Here is a 17,307-nt window from a genome sequence, read left to right as displayed (position 1 = left end):
TTAGAATGGCACCCACTATATCAAGACGCCGGGCCAACAACGGCCCTTCCCCGCCCCGCATGACGAAAATCGCGCTCGATGAGCTGACCCTGCTGCAAGTGCGGCGCCTGAACCGCCTGCTGGCCTGGCTGCCGCGCTTCAAGGTCGCCAACCGGTTCACGGCCGCACTGGTCCAGGCCTTGCTGCGGGTCTCGCAGATCGGCGCCGATGGCCGGCTGCGGCGGCGCGGCGTGCGCATCGCGCAGGCGCTGGCAGAGGCGGACGGCCTGCAGGTGCCGGTCAGGGTGCTGCGCCCGGCCGGCCCGGTGCGCGCGGTCGTGTTCGATGTCCACGGCGGCGGCTGGGTGATCGGCAACCCGCGCCTGGACGACCCGCACAATGCGGCGCTGATAAACGCTTGCCAGGTGGCGGTGGTCGCGGTCGACTACCGGCTGCTGCCGGGCGCGCCCCTGCAGGCCTCGATGGAAGACTGCCTGGCGGCCGCGCGCTGGCTTTTGCAAGGCGGCATCGACGACTTGCGCGGCCTGCCCGTGTTCTTCCTGGGCGAGTCGGCCGGCGCCCACCTCGCCGCCACCGTCCTGCTGCGCCTGAGCGATGCGCCCCGCCTGCTGGCGCAGGTCGCCGGCGCGATCCTGTACTACGGCGTGTACGACCTCGGCGGCACGGCGCGCGTGCACGCCGCCGGCCGCGACACCCTGGTGCTCGACGGCCCCGGCCTGCGGGCCGCGCTGCACATGCTCACGCCAGGCTGCACTGACGAAGAACGGCGCATGGCACCCCACTCGCCGCTGTATGGCAACCTCTCGGGCCTGCCGCCGGCGCTGATGGTGGGCGGCGCGCTCGATCCCTTGTGCGACGACACCGAACTGCTGGCCGCGCGCTGGCGCGAGGTGGCGGAGGTCGAGCTGCACGTCCTGCCCGAAGCGCCGCATGGCTTCCTGCGGTTTCCGACGCCGCTGGCGCACATCGTTCCGGCGCGCACGCATGCCTGGATTCGCGAGCGCATCGCCTCGCTACACCAGCGTGACCAGTCGAACACGGGTGCGGGCGCGCCCTCCAGTGCGGGGCCAGTTCGCCAGCACATGCGATGATGCCATTTCATTATCGAATTCGGCGCTGAACGTGCCTTGCCATGCTGACCGACATCCTGATCATTCTTTTCCTGATCCTCCTGAATGGCGTATTTGCGATGTCGGAACTGGCGCTGGTCTCGGCCAAGCGCATGCGGCTCGAAAAATCCGCCGGCGAAGGCAGCCGGGGCGCCCGCGCCGCGCTCGACCTGGCCGATGAACCCAGCCACTTCCTTTCCACGGTGCAGGTCGGCATCACCCTGATCAGCATCTTCAACGGCGCCTTCGGCGAGGCCTCGCTGGTGGCGCGCCTGGTGCCGCGCTTCGAAACGATACCGCTGGTCGCCCCCTACGCCTACGAGGCCGCGCTCGGCCTGGTGGTGGTCTGCATCACCTTCGCCTCGATCATCCTGGGCGAACTGGTCCCGAAACGCATCGCCATGGCCTATCCGGAAGCGGTGGCCACGCTGATCGCACCGCCTCTGCGCGTGCTCTCGACGATCATGTCGCCATTCGTGAAGATCCTGGCGCTGGGGACCGAGGCCATCGTCGCCCTGATCGGCATCGGCCGCCACAAGGAAGAGGCGCCGACCGAGGAAGACATCACCGGCATGATGAAGACGAGCACCGACGCCGGCGTCTTCGAGAAGACCGAATACGACATCGTCTCGCGCGCGCTGCGCCTGGACGACCAGCACCTGAAGTCCCTGATGACGCCGCGCGTCGACCTGGTGCTGGTCGACCTCGAGATCCCGCGCGAGGACAACCTGGCGCGCATCGCCTGCAGCCCCTACAGCCGCATGCCGGTCTGCCGCGGCGACCGCTCGCAAATCATCGGCTTCGTGCATTGCCGCGACCTGCTGTCCCAGGCCGTGCGCGCGGGCACCCTGGACGCCATCAACATCGAAAAGGCGGTACAGGAAATCCTGTACGTGCCCGAGACGGTCAGCGCCATGGGCCTGCTCGAGCTGTTCAAGAAGAACAAGGCCGAGATCGCCCTGATCGTCGACGAATACGGCGACATCCAGGGCATGGTCACGCTGACCGACGTGATGAGCGCGCTGGTCGGCGACGTCTCGGTGATCGGCGAGGAAGACGCGCCGGACGCGGTGCAGCGCGAGGACGGCAGCTGGCTGCTCGACGGCAGCATGGGGCTGGAGCGCTTCCGCGACCTGATGGGCACAAACATGCGCTTCCCGAACGAGGAAGCCGGTGCGTATCACACCCTGGCCGGCTTCATGCTCTACCAGCTCGGCTACATTCCGCATGCGGCCGAAAAGGCGCACTGGGGCGAGTACTGCTTCGAGGTCGTCGACATGGACGGGAACCGGATCGACCAGCTGCTGGTGACGCACCTGCCGCCGGCACCGCAGGCTGACGAAGAGGATGGCGTGCGTGGGGAATCGGCCTAGCGCGCCTGACTCCTTTACCTACATTTACATCGACCGCTTGCGTCAGCTAAAGGACCGGGCAGGTATGCCGAGCATCATGATTCAATAGAGCTTGAACACGCCGTGACGATGGCAGCGAGCAAGGCGCATATTGAAACGAGGCAATGATGACGACTATTCTGGTTATTGAAAGGAACCCCGTCGTACGCAAGACGGTTGCCCACATGGTGTGCATGGCTGGATTTCGCGCAATCGGCGCAGCGCAGCCCGATGGCGCGCTCTATGCCATCAGGGCGATGGAAGTCGATTGTTTAATTGCATTAACAAAACCATCCGGCCAGACCACCGAATCGTTTATCAAGGTCGCAAAACGTCTTCGGCCAACGCTTCCGATTGTCCTGAGCCGGAAAATTGCGTTGATGCCTGATTATCGGGGCCTGATCGCCGGCCATCTGGATTCCCCATTCTACGTTTGCGATCTCAAGCATGTGCTGAACGACGCGCTATTGCTTGCCAATGCATAGGGCATGAAAAAAACCCCGGATTACCCATTGTTGGGTCCTAGGTTGTAGTGCTGTTGTTGCGCATCGTTACCGCAACGTTGTGGTTCAGCTGTGGCTGCATGCGCGTCGGACTCTGATCCCGACAACTTCGACACTGATAACCGAGGGCAGCGGCGCGACGACATTGATCATCGCGACGTTAGTACCTAGTCCGAACGACCCCTAGCCTTCGCGCTGCATGCCCACTGTAAGGGTAGCTGCCGGGGGCATTAGGCGCGGTCACGTTGAAGGTAAACGTGGTGCCCGCTTTTGCTTTCAACCGTCTTCTGCGACCACATCAGCATATGCCAAGGGGCGCGCACCAGCGGCAATCACGAGCCGCTTGCCAATCGGTGGAAGTCGGTCCTCCATTTCCTCAACGAGCGCATAGATCTTGGCCCGCTCCCACTTTCCTGTCGTGGCCGAAGGCTGCAAAAACATTGCAAATATACTGAACAAATCATCAATTCCCAACTCGGCGCGGTACGCTGTTAAGCCAGCAGTCGCGTTTTTTGTCGGCTCTTCGATCAACCAAGTAAGATGGGTGACGACATATCTGCGGGATTTTTCTGAATGGTTCATTTCAAAACGTTTCCATTTAGCACGGTAATCGTCGAATTATTATTTATCGATTCAAGTAGTTTCCCATCGGCCGACCGTAGGTCGAGTCCGAATGTCAGACTTGACCCCGCTCTTCTCTTTTGGATGCCCATGAACCCGGACCCTCTCAACTTGACCCCGCTATTGTTTTTTCGGTAAATCTAAAGATCTTACGAGGTCAGAAACGCCATTTCCAGAAAATTTCCATAAGTGACTCAATTATTTGGAAAGACTTCTTCTTATCTTCATCATGCATTGATGCCGAGCCCAGCAACAAACGAAGTTTTCCATCAAGATCTCGACGATTTATTCCGATTACCTTTGCCAAAACAATAATTTCACTCATTCTCAACGTCTGATCGCCCTCCCATTCAAATGGAGGATCACTTCGGCATAATAGCTTAAAAAGTTCCTCGAGCGTTTTAACCTGAAGAAACAATGGAGCTATAAAATCATCACATAATAGTTGAAACATTGAGGGCCAACCTGACCGATTCTTTGGGTTGGGAATCACATAAAATGATGGCCAATTCAATGCGCGCCCCGCATCCAACATACTCCAACAGGGCCTTTCCATTAAGAAGGGGATCGAGAAATAATCCGGATCCATGATCTTTTGGATTTGCGGAAATGCTTGCTTAACTGACTCATGAGCAGCGCGATTTAGAATGCCAATATCAACGTTATATGCTTTCGCACGTGGCTTATAGCTCAGGTAAGCGAAGACTTCTGCTACATTATTGCTCTTCTGATGTCGATACCATACATCACTATTTGATACAACGACGGCCCCGTTTAGCTTTTCAAACCCAAACTTCTCGAATGCCATTTTCAAATCATTGAGCTCGCTCACATCGTCACCATCAAGGATACTTGGTTTTAGTAACATCGAAGGAAACGCCTGCGGCCTTTGTTGAGATCTGGCCTCTGCGACTAGTCCAGAGAACGCCGAATATATGTTTCAACATCATATTCAGGTAAAAAATCACCGGAATAAAATGGTGCTTGAATTTGTATAGCACATACGTCGGCTCCGCATACTAATATCATTTCCTCCCCAGAACAATTTCGGAGAGCCAAACCACTTTCTGCAGTAAACTCAGATTCGTCTACTACCAGCATTGCGCTAGACGCAATGCACCGCCATGAGTTTGGCAACTCGATTGGATCAGCAATTTTTTGGTCTGCTCCAACCAAGCGAAATACCAACGTCCCGACCTCTTCCCACCCAGTCAGGTCATTCATTTTCGATTGAATACGAAGTATCGAACCATTACATAAGAAAAACCAAATAACGTTGACCATTCCGCCTGTAAAGACTGCATTCGTCGAATAAGCCTTAATACCATTCGCCAATATGGCTTTGAGCGATTTTAAACCGTTTAGATCAAACTGCAATTGACGTTTCATTTCGTCTCCGGAGGATAGTGTAGTGTTTCTGGAAGCTTTCCTGGAGCCGCAGGAATCTCGATTCGTGGACCATCTTTGCCATCTGGCCGAATCCAGATGCCGTTATCACCGACTTGGACGCCGGGTATTGACTACGAGAATCTGACGAATCCGGTGCCTTACCTGAGCCGCCTGTAAGCTTGTCAAAGTCCTTCTTCGCGTCACCAGTCCCTCCATTTTCGGGGGTGAGTGGGCCGCTAGTATGGCGCTTACCATTCTTCGCCGGGCCGGCCTTATCACCTTGCTCACCCACTAAGGTATCAGGAGCTGGTGGCACAGTAGAATCACTTCTTTTCGGTTCTGACCGAGAATTCCACCAATCTACAATCTTCTTGCCGGCATACGTTCCACCAATGAGCACGGTTCCCGCTGCTATACCACCACATACAGGACCGCAAACAAGAGTACCCCCCACACCCGCCGGAATCGCGGCAGGATTTCTCCCATCCGGATCGACATACTTGTACGGACTATTATTGGCATACGCGTATCGATTGAAGCTGCCACCAGTATTCGCATCCGTCACCACCGGATCAATGCTCAAAAACCTCCCCGCCACGGGATCATAATACCGCTGCTGCATGTACGTCAGCCCCGTATCCGCATCGTTCACGTGCCCCGTGAACCCGATGGTCTTCGCCGTGCCCTGCGCCGCCTGTCCGTAAGCTTCGTAGCGCGTGCGGCTGAGCACCTTTCCGATCGTATTGGTCCGCGCAACTGGGCTTCCGAGCCCATCGGTATGGATGTAGGTAACACCGCTGCCGGCTGGTAGTGTCGTCATGGTCTCCACGTGCGACACCGTGCCGCCTGCACCGCTTGCGGTCCAGGTACAGCTCGACGGGTAGCCGACCCAGCCCACTTGCGCGGTTTCGGTCCGCGTGCCATTCACGGCAAGCGCTTCATTGACGGTGTAGCCGCTACCCGATGCGGTACAAACGCGCGTTACCGAACTCGCGTCGGTCGTCTTCCAGGTGGTCGTAAACGCTTGCTCAGCGATCGGCGAAAGATTGCGCGTGACCGTAATCGTCGGCTTCAGCGGCGCTGCAACAACCGTGACCGCGACCGCACTGGTCTGACCAAAGCGGAAATGCCATTCCCACAGCATGCCCCAATCGAACAGGTAGGTGTCCGGGGTGGCTGGCGCCTGCACAGGGAAGCTGAAGCTTGCCGACTGGCCAGGCGCCACGCTGGCCACGTTCATGTTGAGGCGGTTGTTGCCGAAGGTGACGTTGTCAACCGGGCTGTTTGAGCCAATGCGGTAGTTCTCGTTCTGGGTCCAAGTTACATTGCCTGTATTCTTGAACGTCAGCGACACGTTATACATCCCGCCGGCCGTCATCGTGGCCGGCACAGTTGCACCTGTCAGCTGGGCATCGTAAACGGGAATGGGCGTGACGGTAATGGTGTGGGTCGCGGTTTCGCCGAACCAGGTCCCTGTCTGACGCAGCATGCGCCAGTCGAAGCTGTAGTTACCCGGCGTCGTTGGCGCAGTGATCGTAAAGCCGAATGTGGATTGACCGTTGGGCGCAACAGTATTGGCGACGCGAACCCGTGATACGCCCCATATCGAGCTATTGAGCGGATTGGCGAGGCCAAGCCAATACGGGTTGCTGACAGTACCCGACCAGGTTGTCGTACCGCCATTGCGCATCGTGACTGTGACGTTGGCCGTGCTGCCGGCCACCATCGATGCCGGCGCGGACATCCCGACGGCGTATGCATAGTCCTGCGGTGCCGGCGCCGGGTCATCTCCCGGTGGCGTGATGCCGTTCGGGCTCGGTAACTCGGCAGCTGGCAGTGCGGCGCCCGACTTCGATTGCGCATGGGCAGTGCCGACGGTGAATAATGCCAGCAGCAAAGCGATGAGAATGACAGGCGAGAGCAGCGCAGATAGCCCGCCCCGGCAGCGGCGTGCCCAAACGGCGAAGGGAAACAAGGCCGGCATCACTTCACCTCCGCGATCACGTGGTTGTGCAGGTAGATATAGTTTGTCGGACTGTTCGCGCCGGCGGTAGTGTGAAGCAGGCGGCCGTCCTGGCTGTAGACGTGAATGCGGTTCACGCCATCGTTACCGACCACGCTGACACGGCGCCCATGGCCGTCGTATTCGTAGGTCGCCAAGCCGGTGGCGGCGGACATGCGGTTGGCCATGTCGAACACGTAGCTGCGATTCCCCCGCTGGGTGATGTTTCCCTGCGCGTCATAGCCATAGCTGAAGTTGAAACTGGGGTGGCCGCTGGTGACCGATCCGAGGCGGTTCGTCGCTGCGTCAATGGCGTGCGTGGCGCTGCGGGCATTGGCGCCCGCCGTGATCGAGCTCGAAACCAGGTTGTCCTGGGCATCGTAGCCATAAGTTGCCTTGCCCCACAGGTTTGGCGCCGTTACTGTTTCGAGGCGGTCCAGGGCGTCGTAGGTCATGGTGCGCGTGGCGCTGTCCCCATATGCGTCGCGAATGCCGAGTACGTTGCCGTTGGCGTCGTACGTATAGGTTTCGTGCAGGATGCCCGCGTCGGACGCCACCTCCGGCAGACCACGCATGTTCTGTGCCATTGCCCGGGTGATGCCGTTGCCGTAGGTGAACCCGGCAATGGCACCATTCGGATGGTAGGAGATGTTGGTTGCATACGACCCGACAATTTGCGGCTCGCCTAATGCGTTTGGCGAGTAGGACACTGCCTGAGTGGCGCCCGGATACTTCAGCGATGCCAGTGAACCGTTGGCATCGTAGCTGCGGTCGATCTGGTATGGGGTTGTCGCGTAGAGCAAGCTTTCACGTTCGAGCAGACGGCGCTTGTTATAGGTATAGGTCCACTTCGCGTTTTTCGAGTTGACTGTCTCCGGCAGGCCATCGAGCGTGTAAGTGCGTGCAATGGCAGGACTGCCGTCGCCGAAGGTGGTGTCGGTCAGGCGGTTGCGTTTGTCGTAGAGATGGCTTGCCTTGCGGCTGGCGGCAACGGTGCTGCGGTCGCATGCCAGTGCCTTCGACAGATCGGTGCCGCCAGCGCGCCACACGACATTATTGGCGGCGTCATAGTCCTGCAAGGTCGCACCGGTTTCGGGCTCGACCGTCTTGCACAGCCGTTCGCTGTCATCGTAGACATAGCTACGCGTGACTTTGCCGCTCGCTCCACTTCGCTGGATCGACCTCGGTTTGCCGAAATCGTCGCGGGCGATTGCAACAGTAACGCCTGTCGGCATGGTGATCGTAGCGATGGCACTGTCGACCGGTTCGTCAAACGCCTGGTAGGTATAGGTGGAGACGCGCCCGAGCGCATCGGTGATTGTGGAGGTATAGCCGCTGCTGTAGGTATGGCTTGAAGTCAGATTACCGAGTTCGCTTGCAGCTTCGGTCCTTGTGAGTCTGCCAAGCGCGTCGTAGATGAAGCTCTTCCCGGTCGTCAGGGAACCTTGGCTGCGTTGTGGGTACGACTCAAATGTCACCCGGCCATTGAAGTCGTACGAATGCCTGGTAAAGCGAACTGTATTGTTGCGGTTGGCACTATCCCAACGCTCCGAGTAGACCGGTCGCCACAAGGCGTCGAAATACGTTACGTCCTCGGCGCCGCCGGTCGTGACGGTCTGCTTCCAATGGCCAGGTCCGAGATCGTACTCCTGTTGTGCAATCTGGCTGAGCGACAAGGTCACGCCGTTCCATGCCACGGTATCGCCGCCTGGATGGACTATGGACGCCAGCTTGCCGGCCTTGTAGCCGAACGTCGTCGTCGATCCGACTTCGTTCGTCAGCGAGGTAATCTTGCCGATATCGTTGACGACGGCTTTTTCGAACGTGCCGTCAGCGTAGTCGATACGCTGGGCTATTCCCCGTTTGTAATCGGAGAACTGCGTCGACTGGTTTTTCCCGTCCGCGATCGACTTGACTGTGCCATCAGTATTGTAAGCAAGTGTCTGCTGCAACTTGCCGAACTTGCTTACCTTTTCCAGGTTGGCCGTACTACTGTTGTATTCGTTCAGCAGCATGACCTTGCCGGTGCCATCGGTAAGTTTGCTGACCCGCCCCAGGACCCACTTTGTCTCGTTATTGTCGTACTCCGTGATTTCGGTACGGGTATGTCCGAGGCTACTGCTTCGCGTGACCTTCGTTGGTTTAGCATAGGTATCGAATTCGTTCGCTTGAATCGCCACGACTATCGTAGACACTCCTGAGCCATAATATCGGGCACAAGGAGAAGATATGAGCGGTAAGCGGTACACAGAAGAATTCAAGATTGCAGCGGTCAAGCAGGTGGCGCAGGGCGGTCACCCGGCGAGCGAAGTAGCGGCGCGGCTCGGGATCAGCATCCATAGCCTGTACGCCTGGACAAAGCGCTACGGCGTGCCCGAGGCGGAGCGCAAGGCTGTCGATGCTCAGTCAGACGAGATGCGGCGCCTGAAGGCCGAGCTCAAGCGCGTTACGGAGGAGCGTGACATATTGAAAAAGGCCGCGGTGTACTTTGCCAAGACGTCCGGGTAAGGTACACCTTAATTGCTCAGTTACAGGACCAATTCCCGGTGCGCCGGCTGTGCAAAGTGCTTGAGGTGCATCCGAGCGGTTTCTATGCCTGGCGCCTTAACCCTGAAAGCAAACGAGCCAAAGAAGACAAGCGCCTCCTGGTTCCCATCAAGGAGTCCTGGCTGGAAAGCGGCAGCGTGTACGGCTACCGCAAAGTCAGCGACGATCTGCGCGAGCTCGGTGAACAATGCGGCGTCAATCGTGTCCACCGACTCATGAGGTCGGCCGGGATTCGTTCACAAACCGGCTACGCCAAGCGCAAATACAAGCGCGGCGGTGCGCCTTCGCTGGTGGCGCCCAATCATCTTCAGCGTCAATTTGACGTGCAGGAACCCAACCGCGTCTGGGTGACGGACATTACGTACATCCGTACCTACGAGGGCTGGCTCTATCTGGCCGTTGTACTGGACCTGTTTTCGCGTCAGGTGGTCGGCTGGTCGATGAGTTCACGCATCGATCGCGAGCTGGCGATGAATGCGCTCTTGATGGCGCTCTGGCGGCGGCAACCCAAGAATACGGTGATGGTACATTCCGATCAGGGCAGCCAATTCAGCAGCTACGACTGGCGCGACTTTCTGGACCAGCACAATCTGCAGCAAAGCATGAGCCGACGCGGGAACTGTCACGATAACGCCGTTGCCGAGAGCTTCTTCCAGCTCTTGAAACGGGAGCGAATCCGACGCAAAACTTACGGCACCCGGCAAGATGCAAGGACGGATGTCTTCGATTACATCGAGATGTTTTACAATCCGAAGCGCCGGCACAGCTTCAGCAATAATTTGTCGCCGGTCGAGTATGAAAAGCAGTATTTCAAGCGGCTCGCGAGTGTCTAGTAAACTCGTGGCGATTCAGCTTCCCATGTGAAGGTAGTCCCCTGCCGGGTGATAATCCGTTGCTTGAGTGGCGCCGGGCGGATATCCATCCCGAGATCGCCCCCATCGCCTGGATTGCCGAAGCCGGCGTAGTCAGGATACGGGCCTGCGCCAAACGGGCTGTAGGTGTTGGCAATGGTCTGTAAGGCGGCGCTGCCGTCCCACCCGATTTCCTGCGACTGCAGACGCCCCTCGTTGACGTCTTTGCGGTTCCCGAAGATATGGCGGGTCGTATGGCCGGCAGGGTCGGTCACGCTGACGGTTTTCGTATCCGGGCAGTTGGTGCAATCAGCCCAGCTTGCATTCGGCAGGCCGTAATCGATTGTCCACGACAAGGCGTCCAGACCGGGACCGGATATGCTTTTTGCTCACTAGTGACTCGGTGGCGAAGAAGCGTGCGTCTGGAGGGGGCACTGAAGCATCTGTACAACCGAGCGCAATATATGAACGGCCATGAACGGTAGGACGCAAGGTGAACGTGCCTGTCGCTCCCGACGGATGCACGATGCTGCCAACGAGCTCGTTCGTGCTGATCCGGGGCGCATCGTAGCAGCCCCCATTGTTGATATAGTTGACCTGCTGGAGCAGGTTATAGAAATTGGCAAAGTTCCATGCGGAGTTGTCCGGCAGCGTTACCCTGTCGAGATTGAGTGCTGTCGAGATCCCATCAGTCCGATACCCATAGGTCCAGGTGCGGCTTCCGTCGGTAACCGTCTCGATTACGTCGTTATTACCATCAGGGACGTAAGAAAACACCAAAGCGCGCCCATCGCTGGCATCGATACGTGTTAGATTGCGCGGCTTTGCCGGGTCATATGTGTAAATGACCGTATTGCCATGACGGTCCACCACTTTGGACGGCAGAAGCCAGATTTCATCACGCGCCAGGGTGGCGCTGGTGGCGGCCATCAAGGACGTTGAATTCTCCGGTGCCTCCACAATCACGGTAGTTTCATCGGACGACGTAATGCCATCTGGTTCCGGCCTCACGCTTCCTTCTTCTAGCGATAACTTGCTCGCCGATACAACAGCGCTCTCCGGCGTTTCGCTTCCTCGCCGCAGGGTTGCTGCTGGATACCGGGCGAGCCAGTCAAAATAGTACCGTGTGCCATCCGGCGAGATGGCGAGAAAGCCCTCGCCTTCCGTTACCGGATCGCTTCCCGTTCCTGCGTTCTTGAGTACCGACAAACACGAGATCGCCCACAAGTTCGACGTGACCAGTGGGTAATCTCCGGCCGGACTCGGCACACGCGAATTGCTGGAGTGACGTTTAAGCAGGCGTTGATTGCCATGCCCTGGAACATAAATATAATTCCCCTTCCAGAATTCGTCCGAATTCCAATACGACCCGCCGTTCGTGCCCATCGCCATTGGTGGGGCGCCGAACTTGCTACAGCGTGCTGTGCTGCCATCGGCAGCCTTCCAACCAAACGACTTGGAGAAAAGGCCGTGGATATGCGGAATATCGAGTTCCCAACGGCCAAACGCCTTTCCGCTCTGAACGCGCTCCCCTGTGACGATCCTGCGGCCTGCCATGACGGGCAATGCATTATTTCCAGGAAGGCTGACGTCTGTTTGCCTGAAGGCCAACGCACCATTGTAGAAGTTCGTGGTGTCGCCAAAAAGATCGGTGCCAATGGATGCAATAGCACGCGGCGCGAGGATGAGTTTTCGTTGCTCCTCAAACGAGGTGACGTCCTGAGCCAAAGCGGGCGGCAATAACGCCACTAAAGAAGCTAAGATTGGTATAACTTTCGCTATCAATCCAAGGTTAGCGCAGAAAATCGGCAAGACGTTTAACCTCGTGTGCATATAGGGTCACGTTAAGTTTTAATGTGCTTAAATAATCCGCAAAATAATTCCAACTGTCAATAAAATCCTGCACGAACAATTGGGTAAGTTTCGCTCTTAGCGATAATCACAATTTGTCATTATTTGATGCTTAGTGCATCGAATTTCATATAGTGGTTACATTCGAGCCATGCGAAACAGAAGTGTAATTTCTTCATTGAGGCCGCGACGGTATAGCGCCATAGTAGGTACGTGACACGAGGCCCTCAATAATCCAAGACGAATTCTTTCCGTCCGCTTGGGTCGATGTTGGAGGTACACGACCAAAGTTCTGGCATTAACATGGCGGCCGTCTTTGCAAGCTGACATTCACCAGGCGTTCCTCTCGCTTGCTTGCGCTCTCATCTGTGGGCCGTACGTCGAACGGTTTTGTTAGGCATTCTTAATCTTCCGTTAATACTGCTGAGTTAATCTCACCCCTCTACAGTCGCGTTCACTGAACGGGAGAGCGGTACATGGATGCAATCAACCTCGGGCCCCTGGTCATGCCCCTGCGCGTGCTGGTGCCCCTTGCCGCGCTGTGCGCGGCGAATCTCGTTGCCTGGCTCTGGCTGCGCCGGCGCGGCGCCGATGCCTCGCCGGCCCTGTGGCAGATGACGCTGGCAGGCTTCGGCGCCGCGCGCGCCGCCTTCGTGGTCAAGCACTGGGACGCCTACCGCGACGCGCCGCTCGGCATGCTCGACATCCGCGACGGCGGCTTCACCGTCCTTGCCGGCCTGCTGGTTGCCGGCGTGGTTGGCCTGGAGCACTTGCGGCGGCACCCGGCGCTGCGCCGGCCCTTGATGACGGCGGCCCTGGCTGGCGTGCTGGTCTGGGCCGGCGCCGGCTTCGCGCTCCGGGCCAGCCAGCCGGCGAATGCGCCCCTGCCCGCCCTCGCCGTGCAGCGGCTCGACGGCGGCCCGGCGCAGCTCACCCAGTTCCGGTCCCAGGGGCGGCCGGTGGTCATCAACCTGTGGGCTACCTGGTGCCCGCCATGCCGGCGCGAAATGCCGGCCCTGGTCGCTGCGCAGGCGGCCAATCCCGGCGTCGACTTCGTCTTCCTCAACGTCGGCGAGGACGCGGCCACCATCGAGCGCTACCTGAAGCAAGCCGGCGTCGCGCCCCGCAACGTGCTGCTCGACAGGAAGCTCGCGGCCGCGCGCAGCCTGAACGTGGGCGGCTACCCGACTACCCTGTTTTACGACCGGCGCGGTATGCTGGCGGCACGCCACATGGGCGAGATCTCGCGCGCCGGGGTCGACGAACAGCTAGGCAAGCTGCGCTAGCCGCGCAAGGAGGACGCCATGACGATCGACTGGATGCAGTTCACTCCCTGGACTTCGCTTGCCGGGGGCATGCTGATCGGGCTGGCGGCCGCCCTCCTGATTCTTTTCAACGGCCGCATCAGCGGCATCAGCGGCATCCTCGGCGGCCTGCTGCCCCCTGTGCGGGGCGACATTGCGTGGCGCGCGCTGTTCCTGCTCGGCCTCGTGCTCGCGCCTGCCGTCTGGGGCGCCGTACGGCCGCTGCCGGTGCTGCACATCGAGGCCAGCCACGGCATGCTGGTCGCGGCCGGCCTGCTGGTGGGCCTGGGAACGCGCTATGGCAGCGGCTGCACCAGCGGCCACGGCGTGTGCGGGATGGCGCGCCTGTCGAAGCGGTCTGTCATCGCCACCTGCACTTTTGTTGCGGCCGGCTTTGCCACCGTCTACCTGCTACGCCACGTGTTCGCCTGAGCCTGGCCATGTTTCTCTTTTCCGCCTTCGCCATCGGCCTCCTGTTCGGGCTCGGCCTGATCCTCTCCGGCCTCACCGATCCCGGCAAGGTACTGGGTTTCCTCGACCTGGCCGACAGCTGGGACCCCTCGCTGCTGTTCACGATGGGCGGCGCGATCATGGTGTCGGCGCTCGGCTTTCGCCTGGCGCGTGCGCGCGCAACTGCAGTGCTGGGCGCGCCGATCCGGCTGCCGGCGAGCAGCGTGGTCGACCGCCGGCTGGTGCTGGGCAGCGTCGTTTTCGGCATCGGCTGGGGCCTGGCGGGCTTCTGCCCGGGGCCGGCGCTGGCCTCGCTGGGAACGGGACTGGTCGAACCGCTCCTGTTCGCGGGCGCGATGGTCGCCGGCATGGCGCTGTTCTCCCTGTTCGAGGGGATAGCCGCGGGGAGCGGCAAACCCGCATGAGGGCGCAAGGCTGCCGTACAATTCGCGCTCCAAGAAGCAGGAGGAGCCCATGCACGTCAACCCGATCCAGCTGTTCGATGCCGAGTCGTCGACCTTTACTTACATCCTGGCCGCCGCCAACGGCGAAGCGGCCATCATCGACCCGGTCGACCAGCACTGCGAGCGCGACCTGGCCCACCTGCGCCGCCTCGGCCTGCGCCTGGCCTTTACGTTGGAGACCCATGCCCATGCCGACCACGTCACGTCCAGCGGGCGCCTGCGCGACCTGACCGGCGCACGCGCCGCTGCGCCCAGCGGCTGCGGCATCGCCCCGGCCGACCTGCAGCTGCAGGATGGCGACCTGATCGCCTTCGGGGGCGAGGAGATCGCCGTGCTGCACACGCCCGGCCATACGGCGGGCAGCGTCTGCTTCTTGTGGCGCGGCAACCTGTTTACGGGCGACACCCTGCTGATCGACGGCTGCGGGCGCACCGACTTCCAGGGCGGCAGCGCCAGCGCGCTGTACGACAGTGCTCACGGCAAGCTGTTTGTTCTGCCGGACGCCACCCGGGTCTGGCCGGGACACGACTACCGCGGGCAAAGCGTGTCGAAGATCGGCTGGGAGCGCGAGCACAATGCGCGCCTGGCGAACCGGCCACGCGAGGATTTCATTGCGCTGATGGGCGCGCTCGACCTGCCGCGGCCGAAGCTGATCGACGTGGCGCCGCCGGCAAATCGCCGGTTGGGCCTGCCGCACGCAGCCTGAGCCCCGGGCAGGCTCGCCGCAACCCCACAAATGCCCATATGCATTAGAATCATTGACTTTTGCACACCGGGCAGGCGGCCATGTCAGAACCCAAACAAGAACTCAAGCGCGGCCTCAAGAGCCGGCACATCCAGCTGATCGCCCTTGGCGGCGCCATCGGCACCGGCCTCTTCCTCGGGCTTGCTCAATCGATCCAGATGGCCGGCCCCTCGGTGCTGCTCGGCTATGGCGTGGCCGGCGTGGTCGCCTTCCTGATCATGCGCCAGCTGGCCGAACTGGTGGTCGAGGAGCCGGTCGCCGGGTCGGTGAGCTATTTCGCCGACAAATACGGCGGCCACATGGCCGGCTTCGTCACGGGCTGGAACTACTGGGTGATGTACATCCTGGTGAGCATGGCCGAGCTGTCGGCGGTCGGCATCTATGTCCAGTACTGGTTCCCGGACGTGGCGGCCTGGCAGTCGGCGCTGGCCTTCTTCCTCATCATTAATTCCTTCAGCCTGCTGAACGTGAAGGCCTTCGGCGAACTCGAATTCTGGTTCGCGGTGATCAAGGTCGTCGCCGTGATCGGCATGATCCTGTTCGGCAGCTACCTGCTCCTGTCCGGCACCGCCGGCCCGGAAGCGGGCGTGGCCAACCTGTGGCGCCATGGCGGCTTCTTCCCGAACGGCGTCGCGGGCCTGGTGATGGCGATGGCGGTCATCATGTTTTCCTTCGGCGGGCTGGAACTGATCGGCATCACGGCGGCCGAAGCCGACGACCCGGCGCGCTCGATCCCGCGCGCGACCAACCAGGCGCTCTACCGCGTGCTGATCTTCTACGTCGGCGCCCTGTTCATCCTGCTCTCGCTCTTCCCGTGGCAAAAAGTCGTCAGCGGCGGCAGCCCCTTCGTGCTGATCTTCGCCGCCCTGAACAGCAACGCAGTTGCCACGGCATTGAACATCGTCGTCCTGACCGCCGCCCTGTCGGTCTACAACAGCGCCGTGTATGCCAACACGCGCATGCTCTACGGCCTGGCGGCCCAGGGCAATGCGCCGCGCATCCTGATGAAGCTGACCCGGAGCGGCGTGCCGCTGGCGGCGCTGGGCGTCTCGGCCGTGGCCACCGGCATCTGCATCGGCGTGAACTACTTCCTGCCGGGCGAAGCCTTCGGGCTGATGATGGGTCTGGCCGTATCGGGCCTGATCATCAACTGGGCCACGATCTCGATCGTGCACCTGCGTTTTCGCGCCGCCAAGGCGGGCAAGCGCACGCTATTCCCGAGCCCCTTCTATCCGCTGGCGAACTGGCTGTGCCTGGCCTTCCTGGCCGGGATTACGGTGGTCATGTACCTGACGCCGCAGATGCGGGTGTCGGTCTACCTGATTCCGGTGTGGCTGCTGGCCTTGTGCATCGGGTATGTGGTGCGCCAGCGCCTGGCCGCGCGCCGGGGTCCGGTCATCGCCTGAAGCGGCGCCGGGTGGCCAGTCCCACCCGTGCGCCCACGCGCGGCGCATCGCAGTATTCTGGGGCATTGAACCGGACAACGGTGTCCACAACATGACCCAACTGCGCTCCGATGCGGCGCTGCGCCGCGACCAGATTCTCGATGCCGCTGATGCCGTCTTCTCCGAACGCGGCATCACGGCCCCGCTTGACCTGGTGGTCACGCGGGCCGGCGTCGGCCGCGCCACCCTCTACCGCAATTTCCCGGACCGCGCCGCGCTGGTCGAGGCCCTGTTCGACCGCGCCATGTCTACCCTCGAAGAAGCCGCCCCCGGCCAGGACCTGGCCATGCTGGTCGAGCGGGTGAGCCTGCAGATCGTCGCCGCCCCGGCCCTGGCCGATTACTGGCGCGCCGTCGAGCCGGGCCATCCGGCGGCGAAAGCCGCGCGCGAGCGCCTGGCGCGGCTGCTGCGCGCGCCGCTGGCGCTCGGCCTGAAACATAAAACCTGCCGCGCCGACTTGCGCCCGGCCGACCTGGTGCTCGTCTGCGGCATGCTCGGCGCGGCGTTGCGCGGGGCGACGGCGGCCCAGCGCCGCACGCTGGTGCGGCGCGCGCTCGAGCTCCTGCAGGGGGGCCTGGGGCCGGCGGCGCGGGGGAGCTAGACGACGCCCACGCGCAACCGTTCGCGCACCAAGC

17 protein-coding genes are annotated in these 17,307 nt (G+C 60.7%); 10 read left to right on the top strand and 7 right to left on the bottom strand.

The features are described from left to right. Nucleotides 1-59: 59 nt before the first annotated feature. The 3 genes from NMB41_RS12075 to NMB41_RS12065 all read left to right on the top strand — a co-directional run bounded on the left by NMB41_RS12075 (nt 60) and on the right by NMB41_RS12065 (nt 2,985). Entirely contained in the window at nt 60-1,091 is a 1,032-nt protein-coding gene (locus NMB41_RS12075; RefSeq protein ID WP_494382682.1) for an alpha/beta hydrolase, read from the top strand. A gap of 41 nt (nt 1,092-1,132) precedes the next feature. Next, nucleotides 1,133-2,482 carry a hemolysin family protein gene (locus tag NMB41_RS12070; RefSeq protein WP_494382681.1) on the top strand — a complete coding sequence of 450 codons (1,350 nt, stop codon included), beginning with the start codon at nt 1,133-1,135 and terminating at the stop codon, nt 2,480-2,482. Between the two features lie 146 nt (nt 2,483-2,628). Next, a complete protein-coding gene (locus tag NMB41_RS12065; protein WP_494382680.1) occupies nt 2,629-2,985 on the top strand; it encodes a hypothetical protein in 357 nt (118 codons plus the stop codon). A gap of 294 nt (nt 2,986-3,279) precedes the next feature. Here NMB41_RS12065 and NMB41_RS12060 read toward each other — a convergent pair whose 3' ends face one another. The 5 genes from NMB41_RS12060 to NMB41_RS12040 form a co-directional block, all read right to left on the bottom strand. Further along, on the bottom strand, nt 3,280-3,585 hold the full coding sequence (locus NMB41_RS12060; protein ID WP_494382679.1) for a hypothetical protein: 306 nt from the start codon (nt 3,583-3,585) through the stop codon (nt 3,280-3,282). Nucleotides 3,586-3,781: 196 nt separating this feature from the next. After that, a complete protein-coding gene (locus tag NMB41_RS12055) occupies nt 3,782-4,456 on the bottom strand; it encodes a hypothetical protein (RefSeq protein WP_494382678.1) in 675 nt (224 codons plus the stop codon). Between the two features lie 80 nt (nt 4,457-4,536). Further along, on the bottom strand, nt 4,537-5,013 hold the full coding sequence (locus NMB41_RS12050; RefSeq protein WP_494382677.1) for a hypothetical protein: 477 nt from the start codon (nt 5,011-5,013) through the stop codon (nt 4,537-4,539). Further along, nucleotides 4,991-6,997: an RHS repeat-associated core domain-containing protein gene (locus NMB41_RS12045; RefSeq protein ID WP_494382676.1), complete on the bottom strand. Its 2,007-nt coding sequence runs from the start codon at nt 6,995-6,997 to the stop codon at nt 4,991-4,993. The genes NMB41_RS12050 and NMB41_RS12045 overlap by 23 nt, the downstream gene beginning before the upstream one ends. Beyond that, nucleotides 6,997-9,195: a hypothetical protein gene (locus NMB41_RS12040; protein WP_494382675.1), complete on the bottom strand. Its 2,199-nt coding sequence runs from the start codon at nt 9,193-9,195 to the stop codon at nt 6,997-6,999. The genes NMB41_RS12045 and NMB41_RS12040 overlap by 1 nt, the downstream gene beginning before the upstream one ends. Nucleotides 9,196-9,244: 49 nt before the next feature. Here NMB41_RS12040 and NMB41_RS12035 point away from each other — a divergent pair. Further along, nucleotides 9,245-10,395 (top strand): IS3 family transposase gene (locus NMB41_RS12035; protein ID WP_494381430.1). Its coding sequence is split into 2 segments (ribosomal slippage): nt 9,245-9,488 and nt 9,488-10,395, totalling 1,152 coding nucleotides; the frame shifts between segments, so codons are not numbered across the junction. Here the strand turns inward: NMB41_RS12035 and NMB41_RS12030 are convergent. After that, the gene (locus NMB41_RS12030; RefSeq protein WP_494382674.1) at nt 10,392-10,688 is read right to left on the bottom strand and encodes a hypothetical protein; all 297 of its coding nucleotides are present in this window, start codon (nt 10,686-10,688) and stop codon (nt 10,392-10,394) included. The two genes, NMB41_RS12035 and NMB41_RS12030, sit on opposite strands and share 4 nt — an antisense overlap. A 34-nt stretch (nt 10,689-10,722) precedes the next feature. Further along, a complete protein-coding gene (locus NMB41_RS12025; protein WP_494382673.1) occupies nt 10,723-12,225 on the bottom strand; it encodes a hypothetical protein in 1,503 nt (500 codons plus the stop codon). A gap of 515 nt (nt 12,226-12,740) precedes the next feature. Here NMB41_RS12025 and NMB41_RS12020 point away from each other — a divergent pair. The 6 genes from NMB41_RS12020 to NMB41_RS11995 all read left to right on the top strand — a co-directional run bounded on the left by NMB41_RS12020 (nt 12,741) and on the right by NMB41_RS11995 (nt 17,273). After that, complete coding sequence (locus NMB41_RS12020) at nt 12,741-13,550, top strand: TlpA family protein disulfide reductase (protein ID WP_494382672.1); 810 nt, start codon at nt 12,741-12,743, stop codon at nt 13,548-13,550. 18 nt (nt 13,551-13,568) lie between these two features. Then, the gene (locus NMB41_RS12015) at nt 13,569-14,000 is read left to right on the top strand and encodes a YeeE/YedE family protein (RefSeq protein ID WP_494382671.1); all 432 of its coding nucleotides are present in this window, start codon (nt 13,569-13,571) and stop codon (nt 13,998-14,000) included. Between the two features lie 8 nt (nt 14,001-14,008). Beyond that, a complete protein-coding gene (locus NMB41_RS12010; protein WP_494382670.1) occupies nt 14,009-14,443 on the top strand; it encodes a DUF6691 family protein in 435 nt (144 codons plus the stop codon). 49 nt (nt 14,444-14,492) lie between these two features. Continuing rightward, nucleotides 14,493-15,188 (top strand): MBL fold metallo-hydrolase, encoded by a 696-nt coding sequence (locus tag NMB41_RS12005; RefSeq protein ID WP_494382669.1) that lies wholly within the window; start codon nt 14,493-14,495, stop codon nt 15,186-15,188. Between the two features lie 80 nt (nt 15,189-15,268). Then, nucleotides 15,269-16,633 (top strand): amino acid permease, encoded by a 1,365-nt coding sequence (locus tag NMB41_RS12000; RefSeq protein ID WP_494382668.1) that lies wholly within the window; start codon nt 15,269-15,271, stop codon nt 16,631-16,633. A gap of 91 nt (nt 16,634-16,724) precedes the next feature. Then, entirely contained in the window at nt 16,725-17,273 is a 549-nt protein-coding gene (locus NMB41_RS11995; RefSeq protein ID WP_494382667.1) for a TetR/AcrR family transcriptional regulator, read from the top strand. Nucleotides 17,274-17,307: the final 34 nt, after the last annotated feature.

This window comes from Massilia sp. FBCC-B171 (assembly GCF_059134155.1).
This window is presented reverse-complemented; position numbering and strand designations above follow the sequence as displayed.